At 34.1% G+C, this 12,142-nt stretch carries 11 protein-coding genes; 5 read left to right on the top strand and 6 right to left on the bottom strand.

Going from position 1 to position 12,142, the window contains the following annotated elements; all coding sequences use genetic code 11:
• The first annotated feature begins 104 nt into the window (after positions 1 to 104).
• Positions 105 to 1,223 (top strand): HD-GYP domain-containing protein, encoded by a 1,119-nt coding sequence (locus J2Z35_RS14905; protein WP_209661660.1) that lies wholly within the window; start codon positions 105 to 107, stop codon positions 1,221 to 1,223.
• A 135-nt stretch (positions 1,224 to 1,358) separates the two neighbouring features.
• Here J2Z35_RS14905 and J2Z35_RS12150 read toward each other — a convergent pair whose 3' ends face one another.
• Positions 1,359 to 2,549, bottom strand: a complete 1,191-nt coding sequence (locus tag J2Z35_RS12150) for a coenzyme F420-0:L-glutamate ligase (protein ID WP_209661659.1) — start codon at positions 2,547 to 2,549, stop codon at positions 1,359 to 1,361.
• 118 nt (positions 2,550 to 2,667) lie between these two features.
• Here J2Z35_RS12150 and J2Z35_RS12145 point away from each other — a divergent pair, with 118 nt between their 5' ends.
• From J2Z35_RS12145 to recQ, 3 genes are all read left to right on the top strand, one after another.
• Entirely contained in the window at positions 2,668 to 3,567 is a 900-nt protein-coding gene (locus J2Z35_RS12145; protein ID WP_209661658.1) for a LysR family transcriptional regulator, read from the top strand.
• Complete coding sequence (gene rlmH / locus J2Z35_RS12140; RefSeq protein ID WP_209661657.1) at positions 3,564 to 4,043, top strand: 23S rRNA (pseudouridine(1915)-N(3))-methyltransferase RlmH; 480 nt, start codon at positions 3,564 to 3,566, stop codon at positions 4,041 to 4,043. The genes J2Z35_RS12145 and rlmH overlap by 4 nt, the downstream gene beginning before the upstream one ends.
• A 238-nt stretch (positions 4,044 to 4,281) precedes the next feature.
• Positions 4,282 to 6,090 carry a DNA helicase RecQ gene (gene recQ / locus J2Z35_RS12135; RefSeq protein ID WP_209661656.1) on the top strand — a complete coding sequence of 603 codons (1,809 nt, stop codon included), beginning with the start codon at positions 4,282 to 4,284 and terminating at the stop codon, positions 6,088 to 6,090.
• 134 nt (positions 6,091 to 6,224) lie between these two features.
• On the opposite strand, the gene J2Z35_RS12130 is transcribed toward recQ, so the two are convergent.
• From J2Z35_RS12130 to ppnP, 5 genes are all read right to left on the bottom strand, one after another.
• The gene (locus J2Z35_RS12130; protein WP_245330890.1) at positions 6,225 to 6,812 is read right to left on the bottom strand and encodes a helix-turn-helix domain-containing protein; all 588 of its coding nucleotides are present in this window, start codon (positions 6,810 to 6,812) and stop codon (positions 6,225 to 6,227) included.
• 29 nt (positions 6,813 to 6,841) lie between these two features.
• Positions 6,842 to 7,642, bottom strand: coding sequence for a pyrroline-5-carboxylate reductase (gene proC / locus J2Z35_RS12125; protein WP_209661655.1), 801 nt, complete (start codon positions 7,640 to 7,642; stop codon positions 6,842 to 6,844).
• Positions 7,643 to 7,711: 69 nt separating this feature from the next.
• Positions 7,712 to 10,084 (bottom strand): trans-4-hydroxy-L-proline dehydratase, encoded by a 2,373-nt coding sequence (gene hypD, locus J2Z35_RS12120; RefSeq protein ID WP_209661654.1) that lies wholly within the window; start codon positions 10,082 to 10,084, stop codon positions 7,712 to 7,714.
• A 1-nt stretch (position 10,085) separates the two neighbouring features.
• On the bottom strand, positions 10,086 to 10,988 hold the full coding sequence (locus tag J2Z35_RS12115) for a trans-4-hydroxy-L-proline dehydratase activase (RefSeq protein WP_209661653.1): 903 nt from the start codon (positions 10,986 to 10,988) through the stop codon (positions 10,086 to 10,088).
• A gap of 14 nt (positions 10,989 to 11,002) precedes the next feature.
• A complete protein-coding gene (gene ppnP / locus J2Z35_RS12110) occupies positions 11,003 to 11,284 on the bottom strand; it encodes a pyrimidine/purine nucleoside phosphorylase (RefSeq protein ID WP_245330889.1) in 282 nt (93 codons plus the stop codon).
• A 186-nt stretch (positions 11,285 to 11,470) separates the two neighbouring features.
• On the opposite strand from ppnP, the gene J2Z35_RS12105 reads away from it, so the two are divergent.
• Positions 11,471 to 12,106, top strand: coding sequence for a DsbA family oxidoreductase (locus J2Z35_RS12105; RefSeq protein ID WP_209661652.1), 636 nt, complete (start codon positions 11,471 to 11,473; stop codon positions 12,104 to 12,106).
• Positions 12,107 to 12,142 lie beyond the last annotated feature (36 nt).

The raw sequence follows: 12,142 nt of genomic DNA, 5'->3' as shown, positions 1-12,142 counted from the left end.
ATTAGGATATCTCAATTAAAAATTGGTAAGTTAAAGAAAAAAATAAATATGCTTAGACCATAAAAACTGGGTCTAAACATATTATACGAGGAGAAATAGTATGGGTGGAGTCAAAGGGAATAAAGATAGCTTGGAACAATAGACCAGCCTCCCTTAATTTTATTACAGATATTACAGATAGGAAGAAAAAAGAAGAGGATATACTTTATCTTAGCTTTCATGACCAGCTTACAGGTGCTTACAATAGAAGATTTTTTGAGGAAGAGCTGCAAAGGCTTGATAATCTAAGAAACCTTCCTTTAACAATAGTTATGATTGATGTAAACGGACTAAAGATATTTAATGATTTGCTGGGTCATAAATCAGGTGATGAACTGATTCAAAAGGTGGCAAATGTAGTGATTAAAGAATCTAGAAAAAATGATGTCTTTGCCAGAATGGGGGGAGACGAATTTACCCTTCTAATGCCAAATACAGGAACAGATGAAGCTAAGGCTTTCATAAAGAGGGTAAATGAAGAGTTCAAAAAACAAAAAGTGGATTCACTGGACATTTCAGTTTCACTAGGGTATGAAACAAAGATTAGGGAAGAGCAAAATATAGAGGATATAATTAAAAAAGCAGATGAAAATATGTACAAAAACAAGGCAAATCAAAGCAATGAATATAGAGACACGATGGTGGAAAAAATATATGACATGCTATCAAATGAAGTTGCTTGGGAAAAAGAGCATAGTGAGAAAATAAGAAGAATTTTAGGGCTATTTGCAAATGAACTTGAATTCGATGAAGAAAGAGTTGAAAAGCTTCAGGTTGCAGGATATTATCATGATATAGGAAAATACTTTGTAGATAGAAATCTTCTCAATAAAGAAGAGCCATTGACCGAAGAGGAATTTTCAGAATACAAAAAACACTCTGAAGCAGGATATCAGATTTTGAAATCATCAAAAAAATATATGCCTATAGCCGAGATTATACTCCGTCATCATGAAAACTGGGATGGAAGCGGATATCCAGATGGACTAAAAGAATTAAAGATTCCACTAGAATCCAGAATTTTAGCAATTGCTGAAGCCTATGAAGAGCTTGTGGCAGAAATACCGTATCAGAAGGCGCTCTCAAAGGAAGAAGCTATAGAGAAGATAAAAGAAGAGTCAGGAACAAGATTTGATCCAGACCTTGTCAAACTTTTTATTGATGGTGTGGTTAAACAAATTTAATAAAAAATCTATCAAAAAAAGGATGTGAATTTACCACATCCTTTTTTATAGAATTAATATTGATAAAAAGTCCTGCAAATAACTGAAAAAGGTTTGATTTACCTTTATTACTAGGTAATTGCTGACCTGAATCTCTTATATAGTATAGTTGTCAAAATATCCTTGGATATATACTACAGGAGTTCCCTTGTCTCCGCTTCCTGATGTAAGGTCGCAAAGTGAACCTATAAGGTCAGTCAGTCTTCTAGGAGTAGTACCTTGAGCCGCCATCTCTCCAGTAAGGTCAGCTTTTTTGTTTTTGATATATTCATGTATTGCAGCCTTTAGCTCTTCACCTTTAAGATGAGCAAAATCATTGTCTGCTAGATATTTTATCTTTACTTCATTTGGAGTACCTTCAAGTCCAGCTGTATACCCAGGAGATACTACAGGATCAGCAAGCTCCCATATCTTTCCTACAGGGTCTTTGAAAGCTCCATCTCCGTATATCATTACTTCTACTGTCTTTCCAGTTAGCTCTTTAAGCCTTTCCTGTATCTTATCAACTACTTCTTTAGAATCTCTAGGAAACAGCTTTACGCTCTGCTCTGTAGATTTGTTTGAACCAAGAAGGCCATAATCCTCATTGTATCCATTTCCATCTATAGAAGTTGAAAGTATATCATCAAGTCCATATACCTTAGTAGCTCCATTTGCTTTAAGTATTCTCTTAGTTCTAAATCTAGTGTGAATATCGCAAGTAAGAACGCTTCTAGTATATTTTAATATAGTTTTAGGATTGTTTGAGAATATAACCTCGCACTCTACCCCATATCCTTCTACAAGTGACTTGTAGTAGTCTATATAGTCAACACCTGTGAAAGTATGGTTGATATATCCAAAATGCTCTCTAAAATCTGCCTCTGTAAGTACGTCGCTCCAAGGGTCTACCCCTTTTTCATCAAGAAGGTCGATATCTACAAGGTGGTTTCCAACCTCATCAGATGGATAGCTCAGCATTAGTACGATTTTTTTAGCTCCTTTGGCGATACCTCTAAGACATATAGCAAAACGATTACGGCTAAGTATAGGGAATATTACTCCTATAGTATCATCTTCAAACTTAGTCTTTACATCCTTTTTTATTGCGTCTATGCTTGCATAGTTTCCTTGAGCTCTAGCAACTACAGATTCAGTGATTGCAACTATATCTTTATCATTTATATTGAACTTTTCTATTTCAGCTGCTCTCATTACTGTATCTACTACTATATCAGTTATATTGTCGCCTTCATTTATGATAGGTGTACGAAGTCCTCTAGTAACAGTTCCTATTATTCTTTCCATCATACATCTCCTTATAATCAAACTTTTAAATATTTTTTTCCATACATCTGTACTATACACTATTTTTATGATATAAGTGAAATAAATATACAATATATCATATATAAGGAATGATTATATGGCGATTAAGCTAGACTTATACAAAGTATTTTGTGAAGTAGCAAAATGTGGTAGCTTTTCAAAAGCCGCCAAAGAACTCTATATGACCCAGCCAGCAGTGAGCCAGTCCATCATGCAGCTTGAAAGAGAGCTGCAGGTAAGGCTGTTTACTAGGATGCCAAAAGGTGTAGCCCTTACAAACGAAGGAGAGCTCCTCTTTGAATATATAAACTCCGCCATGAATCTTATTGGCACAGGAGAAAAAAAGCTCAAAGAAACAAAAGGGATGATGATAGGAGAGTTAAAGATTGGAGTAGGAGATACCATTTCAAGGTATTTTCTCATGCCTTATCTTGAGATGTTTCATAGGAAATATCCAAATATAAAGCTCAAGATAATCAATAGAACCACTCTAGAGCTTTGTGATATGCTAAAATCCGGGGAGATAGACATTGCAATATGCAACCTTCCGATAGATGACTCTGCCATAGAGTCAAAGCCATGCCTTACAGTGCAGGACATATTCGTATGTGGAGAGCAGTACAAAGATCTTGCAAAGAACCCTATAGACATACTAAACCTTTCAAGTCTACCGCTCATACTCTTAGAGGGAAAATCAAACACAAGAAAATATATAGAAAAATACTTTTTGGAAAATGGGGTGAAGATAACCCCAGAGATAGAGCTGGGCTCCCATGACCTACTTTTGGAGTTTGCAAAAATAAACCTAGGGATAGCATGCGTAATCAGAGAATTCTCCCATGACTATATGAAGGACGGCTCACTCTATGAAATAAAACTAAAAGAAGAAATACCAAATAGAAGCATAGGGTTTTGCTATCTAAAGAGCGTATCCCTATCAGTAGCATCAAGAAAATTTGTAGAGATAGTCGAGAGTAAAGAGGTGATCAAGGAATGAATATAAAGGTAATAACAGTGGGAAAAATAAAAGAAAAATATATAAAGCTTGGTATAGATGAATTTGCAAAAAGGCTTTCAAAATACTGCAACCTAGAGCAAGTTGAAGTAAGTGACGAAAAGGCCCCAGAGACTCTAAGTGACAAAGAAATGCAGATGATAAAGGACAAAGAAGGGGAAAAGATACTAGCCCACGTCAAAGAAAATACATATCTCATAGCACTAGCCATAGAAGGAAAGATGATATCATCAGAAGAACTGGCTGCTAAGATGCAAGACCTTGCAATATCAGGAAAAAGCCACATCACCTTCGTAATAGGAGGCTCCCTTGGACTGAGCGACAGCGTAATGAAAAGAGCAGACTACAAGCTCTCATTTTCAAAGATGACATTTCCACACCAGCTGATGAAGGTGATACTGCTGGAGCAGGTGTATAGGGGATTTAGGATAATTAAGGGGGAGCCTTATCATAAATAAAAGCTATTTTATATGAGGAAGGGTTTTCGATAGAAGTTAAATTAGTTTCAAAAAACAGTTTGAATCCGATATATTGAAGTTATAAACAATTCCATGAAAAAAGTCTTATATAAAAGACTAAAGCGAAAAATAGCACACAAAAGTCTTGTACAAAAGACTTTATAGCTGTAGAAGAAGATGAAAAAAGATACATTCAAGTAACATATCTTTTAGTAGAGCTAAAAAGTGAGGTAAGGATATGGACTTACAAAATATTTTAAAAACCTATTTTGGCTATGACGAGTTTAGAAATGGTCAAGACAAATTGATAGAAAGTATAATAAAAGGAAGAGATGCTCTAGGAATTATGCCAACTGGTGGAGGAAAATCTATCTGCTATCAGCTTCCGGCTATAGCACTTGATGGAATTACTATAGTTATATCTCCGCTTATATCTCTTATGAAGGATCAAGTGGATTCATTAAATGAACTAGGGATAAATGCGGCATTTATAAATAGCACTCTTGATAACGATGAGTTTTTGCAGATATTAGAGGGTATACGAGGTAATAGCTACAAGATAGTTTATGTTGCGCCTGAAAGATTAAATACTGACTCTTTTATAAATCTGGTTAAGGATATAAGGATATCTCTTGTGGCAGTAGATGAGGCTCACTGTATCAGTCAGTGGGGGCATGATTTTAGGCCTAGCTATCTTGAGATTCCTAGATTTATTAATTCCTTAAAGCAAAGACCAGCAGTAGCAGCATTTACGGCGACTGCAACCAAAGAAATCATTAAGGAAATTAATCGCCTTATAGGGCTGAGAAATCCTATAGAGGTCACTACTGGTTTTGATAGACCAAATCTCTATTATCAGGTGCTAAAAGTTAGCAATAAATCCAAATTTTTAATTGAGTATCTAAATGAAAATTTTAAAACTGAGTCTGGGATAGTTTACTGCTCGACTCGAAAGTCAGTTGAGTCACTGGTTAAGGTTTTAAGTGACAAGGGATTTTCGGCAGTGGGATATCATGGGGGAATGAACTCAGAGGAACGCCAAAAGAATCAAGATGATTTTATACTTGGGAATAAAAGGATTATAGTTGCAACCAATGCTTTTGGTATGGGAATAGATAAGCCAGATGTTAGATTTGTAATCCACTACAACATGCCGAAAAATATGGAAGCCTATTACCAAGAGGCAGGAAGAGCAGGCCGTGATGGAGAAAAAAGCGATTGTATTTTACTTTATTCTGCTTCAGATATAGTAAAGCAAAAGCTCATGATTCAAAACAACGATATAGACCCTAAAAGGCAAGAGATACTGTACAAAAATTTGCAGTACCTAGTTAATTACTGCAATACAAATGACTGTCTTAGAAATCAAATACTAAATTATTTTGATGAGGACTTTGCAAATGATAAATGCAAAAACTGCAGTAACTGTATAGATAGCTCGGAAATGATGGATATTACTTTAGAAGCTCAGAAAATACTTTCTTGCATATATAGGGTAAGTCAAAGATATGGAGCCAACATGGTGATACAGGTACTTAGGGGGTCAAAGAATAAAAAAGTATTAGAGGCTAGATTAGATAATGTATCCACCTATGGAATAATGAAGGAGTACAGTGATAGTGCTATCAGCGAGATAATCATGACACTGGTATCAAGTGGATATATTCATATGACTCATGATAAATACCCAGTGCTAAAATTAACCAGCAAATCTGCAGATGTACTGAGCGGAAAAACTAAGCTCCATCATAAAAAACATTTATTACAAAAGAAAGATGAAAAAGAGAAAGCTAGTAAATCTATAAAAGGTGGAAATATAGACTTTGATATAGAGCTATTTGAAAAGCTAAAGCAATATAGATACAAGATAGCCCAAGAAAAAGGGCTACCTCCATATGTTATATTTCACGATATAGCGTTAAAAGAAATGGCGGCCTATCTGCCAGTGAATAAAGAGTCCTTCTTAGAAATAAAGGGCGTAGGTGATAAGAAGTATGAAAATTATGGCGAAGGGTTTATTGACATAATTAAGGAATCCAAGATGTAGTATGAACGACCTTTGAAGCCCCTTTAATATATATCCCCTTGTAACTACTTCTATCAGTTGCTCCAAATTTTTGGTAGATATTTTGGATATGTTTTTTATGGTTGCCTAGCTTACATAGAGCTAGGCAGCTATTTTTAAAAGTTTTTTTTGGAATTAAGATATGGGTTTGGATAGTTTACTGTGAGTATTCTAACTACCTTGTTTGTATTATTTTCCCAATTATGTGGTGTTTTGGAATCCAAATATATACTATCTTCTGGATACATTTCAAAATCCTTATTTTTCACATGCATAGTAAGTACTCCTTCAAGTACAAATATAAATTCTACACCTTCATGGACATAATTTTCAGTAGCTTTTGAATCATATTTTGATGGTAGAATTTCATATATTCTAGGCAAAAATTCGGCTTTTACTAAATCCCTCACTAGATTAAACTGAATATACTTAGAATTAACTGAGGATACTTCCCTATCGTAGCTTCTTATAAGACTTTCGTTATTTGTGTTTGTTGTTTTTTTTTCAAAAAATACATCTAAATCTACATCTAAAATCTTTGCAATTATCATAAGTGAGTCTACTGCAATTGTAGTCATTCCTCGCTCAAACTGTGACAGAAAACCTGTAGATAAACCTGATTTTTCACTCAATTCTTTTAATGTGATTTTTTTTTCTTTTCTAAGCTTATTCACGATTAAGCCTATATCTATCATATCATTCATTCATTATCTCCCTTAAATAGTTTATTAAATTACATTCTAGATGATTTCTCGCCACATGCTCTCATAGCTTCGATTACTGAGGTTCTAAATCCTTTTTCCTCTAGTACAGCAACGGCCTCTATAGTTGTTCCACCTGGAGAGCATACCATATCTTTTAGTTCTCCCGGGTGTTTTTGAGTTTCTAATATCATTTTAGCACTTCCCATAACAGACTGTGCTGCAAATCTATAAGCTTTATCTCTTGGCATTCCCTGCATAACCGCAGCATCTGCCATTGCTTCTATAAACATAAATACATATGCTGGGGATGACCCACTTACAGAAACTACTGCATCAAAAAGCTTTTCTTCTATTTCTTCAACTAAACTGAAAGTTCCTATAATAGATTTTAGCATTTCAAACTCATCTTTAGTTATATTCTTGTTAGGGCATATAGCTGTAACCCCTGCTCCTACAAGTGCTGGTGTATTTGGCATAGTTCTTAAAACTTTTATATTTTTACCAAAAGCTTCTTCTATTTTTGCTAAAGTTTTTCCAGGTGCTATGCTAACTATTATTGAATCATTTCTTGTAGATTCTGATATTTCTTTTATTACTGATTCATACATATTTGGCTTTACTGCAAGAAAAATTACATCACTATTTGATGCTACTTCTTTATTATCTTGAGTTATATTAAATCCATATTTTTCACGACTATCTTCTAGTCCTTTTAAGTAGGCATCACTTACTATTATATTTTTTGCACTTACTAATTCTGAAGCTATTATTCCTTCAATCATAGCTTTTGCCATATTTCCACAACCTATAAATCCTATTTTTTTATCCATTATACTCTCCTTTGTCACATGAAAACCAAGGCAATATAGATTACCTTGGTTTTGAATTATTGTTAAAATTTAATTAAAAGTTTGTTCTGTTCTTCCAATAATCTCATCTTGAAGTTCTTTACTTAAGTTATGGAAGTGATCGCTATATCCCGCTACTCTAACTATAAGGTCTTTATAATCATCAGGATTATTTTGAGCATCTATAAGGGTTTGAGTATCAATTACATTAAATTGTATATGATGGCCATCCATATTAAAATATGTTCTCACAAGATTTGCCATCTGCTCAAGTCCATTATCGCCCTTTACCACTGATGGAGTAAATTTTTGATTAAGAAGGGTTCCGCCAGTAGAGAGATGATCCATTTTCGAACAAGATTTTATAACGGCTGTAGGCCCTTTTGTATCTGCGCCTTTTTCTGGAGATATTCCCTCTGAAACTGGTTTATGGGCAAGTCTTCCATTTGGACTTGCCATCATAACCTCCCCAAAATAAACGTGGCATGTGGTTGGAAGCATATTTATTCTATACTTACCACCCTTCATATTAGGCCTATCTGTTACGGTGTCATGATAAAGCTTGAATACAGACTGCATTATCTCATCTGCATAATCATCATCATTTCCATATTTTGGCGTTTTGTTAATCACCATATTGTGGATTTCTTCATATCCTTGAAAATTGTTTTCCATAGCTTTCAAAAGTTCATCCATACTAAATTTTTGCTTATCATATACATTGTATTTTATAGCTGATAACGAGTCTGTTATCGTTCCAATACCTACTCCTTGAATATAGTTTGTATTATATCTTGCGCCGCCTGAATTATAATCTTTACCTCTACTTATACAATCATTTGTAACTACTGAAAGGAATGGTACTGGCATGTATTCTGCATATATTTTTTCAATTATATTATTACCTTTTACTTTAATATCTACAAAATATTCTAATTGTGTTTTATAGGCATCAAAGAAATCCTCATATGATTTGAAATCTCTAGGATCACCAGTTTTTGGTCCAAGCTGTTGATTTGAAACCTTATCGTAACCATTCATAAGGGTAAGCTCTACAATTTTAGGAAGATTTAGATACCCTGTAAGAATATATGCTTCATTTCCATAAGCACCAGTTTCAACACAACCACTGGTTCCACCTTTTCTGGCATCTTCAAGTGTTTTTCCTGCATTTAAAAGCTCCTGAATTATTGCTTCTGTATTATAAAAAGCAGGTTGTCCCCATCCTTTTCTCGAAATATCACAAGCCCTTTTCAAAAATGCATTGGGTGTTTTTCTACTTATCTGTACATTTGAACTTGGTTGAAGGAGTTGCATTTCATCCATGCAATCAAGTATTAGATAACTTACATCATTTACGCCGTCACTTCCATCTGGAGCAATTCCACCTGTATTGATATTTGCAAAATCTGTATATGTCGAACTTTCTTTAAGGGTTATACCTACTTTTGGCGGTGCTGGCTGATTATTAAATTTCACCCATAGACATTCTAGTAATTCTAGGGCTTTTTCATCATCAAGAGCTCCATTTGTAGTGTCATTTTTGTAAAAAGGATAAAGATGCTGATCTAATCTTCCAGGACTAAACGCATCCCAAGGGTTGAGCTCTGTGGTTACTCCTATATGAACAAACCAATACATTTGAATAGCTTGATAATAGTTTTGAGGCGGATTTGCCGGTACAACTGAACAGTTTTCAGCAATGGTCATAAGCTCTTCTTTCCTTGGGGAATTCTGTTCTTTTTCAGCCAATTCAATTGCATATTCCTTATATCTTTGTGCATATATAATTATTGCATCACATGCGATTTTCATAGCCTCAAGCTGATGTTTTTTAGTAAGTGCTTCACTATCATTAAAGAAGTCCAGCTTATCAATAGCTGCTTGTGCTTCTTCTTTTAAAGTTAAAAAACCTTTCTTATAAAATACATCACCTCCAACAGTATGTCCAGGACCTCTTTGTTCCATAAACTCGGTAAATATTCCTGATTCATAGCATTGCCTCCATTGAGGTGTAACACTGTTTATAATTTTATTACGAATAGAACGTTTTTCCCAAAATGGTATAATTTCATCCTCTTGAATTTTTTTATCTTCATCCTTAACTTTGAAAAATATAATTTCTCTTGAATCCATTACATCCATATCTTCTAGGGTATGACAGCAAAGTTCTGGAAAAGTAGGTGCAGCCTGTGGAGAATCTCCTTTTTCCCCTACAATAAGCTCTCCTTCATTTATACAAAGGGTTCTATTTTCCATATAATATTTAAATGATAGGGCTCTTAACTCTGGAATAGATACACTGCCTTCATATTTTTTGTAAGCCTCTGTAAATAATCTTGCTCTTTCAATGTCTATATGAGGTACTGCTTCCATGCTTTGCTTTCTGAGCTTTTTTATTCTTTCATTTATTCCTCGTTCCATGCTAACCTCCTATTTGAGTACAAAAATTATTTTTTTCAAACTTAAGCTTTATTTCTTCCATTCTTTCATTACTTGGCGCTTTATAATCATCACCTTCATAAGCGATATTTAATCTATCGTATTTACTCTTTCCAGTATTGTGATATGAAAGAAGATTAATTTTGTATATCTTTAACTCTTTTAAAAATGTTATGATCTTGTCTATATGTTCTTCTGAGCTGTTGATTCCTTCCACAAGAGGTATTCTTATGTTTATCTTAGCAGAGTTTTCGCTTAACTTTCTTAAATTTCCAAGTACAAGTTCATTCCCTACTCCTGTAAGTTCTTTATGAATATCACTATCCATATGTTTTATGTCATATAAAAATGTATCTATATATGGCAGAATTTTTTCAAAGTTTTCAAACTTAGCATGTCCGCAAGTGTCAATATTTACTCTGTATCCCAGTCTATGGCATTTTTTTAATATTTTTACTATATAATCCATATCCTGAGTCATTATCTCCCCACCAGAAAGAGTTATTCCACCACCTGATTGTTCGTAGAAAAGTTTATCTTTTTCTATTTCTTTCATAATATCATCTAAGCTATAATACTTCCCAACGATTTCCCTAGCATTATTTATACAGCCATCTATGCATTTTTCGCAAAGCTTGCATTTTTCCTCAGATGTTTTTACTCTTCCATCTTCATAAGTAATTGCACCTTCTTGGCAAATAACAGTGCATTTTTTACAACTCGTACATTTTTCGGTATTTTGTAATACTGAAGGTCTGTATGATTGACTCTCTGGATTATGACACCATTTACAAGTCATCGGGCATCCTTTAAAAAATACTGTGGTTCTTATGCCGTAACCATCATGAATTGAGTATTTTTGTATGTTAAATACCAAGTTTTTCATACTACACCTCTGTTCTATTCATATCTACAAGTATATATTGTTATCTCTGGAACTTTTACTTGAAACTCTTCATTAGCAGGGACTATAAATTGTTCATTTTTAGTTACAACTCTGCTTTTTGTTTCTCCAGGGAGTGTTACTTCCAATGTTCCACTTACTACAGTCATAAATTCTTTTTTAGATGTAGAGAAAGTAAATTCACCTACAGCCATGACCCCTACTGTAAGCTCTCCTTCTGAATTGTTACACCCTATAGATTTTACCTTGCCTTCAAAATATTCATTTACATGCAACATATTTCATCCCTCGACTCTCTTTTTCATTATTATGAAATTTTTCTATTTTAAATACATCATATTTCATCGTTATGAATTTGTCAATATATTAATGCAATATCTATACTACTTGTAAATACTTCTTTAGATATTGGGTAGTTATACTATAGTATGATGCCAAGATATATTTATAAAGGAGAGATAGTATTGAAAATAGAAATATGGTCAGATTATGTATGCCCGTTTTGTTATATAGGTAAAAGAAATCTCGAACAAGCCCTTAAGCAATCAGGTATGACAGATGAAGTTGAGATTATATTTAAATCTTTCGAATTGGATCCTGATGCAACTAAAAAATATGAGGGAACTATTCATGAGTTGATAGCAAACAAATATGGTATGAGCGTTGAAAGTGCAACAGAAAATAACAACAGACTCATCCTAAGTGCAATGGAGGCAGGGCTTATATTTAACTTTGATGACCTGAAACCTACAAATACATTTGATGCCCACCGATTATCCTATTATGCAAAGGAAAATAGTAAGCTGAGTGAATTTAATGAAGCTGTCATGAGAAGTTACTTTACTGAAGGGCTTGATATTTCTGATTCGGAAACACTTTCAAATCTTGCAGCTGAAGTAGGCCTAGACAAGGAGGAAGCAAAACGAATTCTGACTTCTTCGGATTATTCCCAGGAAGTAAGAGAATCAGAGAGCGATGCACGTTCAAAAGGAATTGACGGTGTTCCTTATTTTATCTTTGATGGAAAAGAAACGCTTTATGGTGCACAGCCAGTAGATAAATTTATAGATGTCATCACATCAGTTAAAAATAATGGATAAGTACTATAGAAGCCGTAACAAGAGAAACCTTTTTTC

This window comes from Acetoanaerobium pronyense (assembly GCF_017874355.1).
Classification (GTDB): Bacteria; Bacillota; Clostridia; order Peptostreptococcales; family Filifactoraceae; genus Acetoanaerobium; species Acetoanaerobium pronyense.
This window is presented reverse-complemented; position numbering and strand designations above follow the sequence as displayed.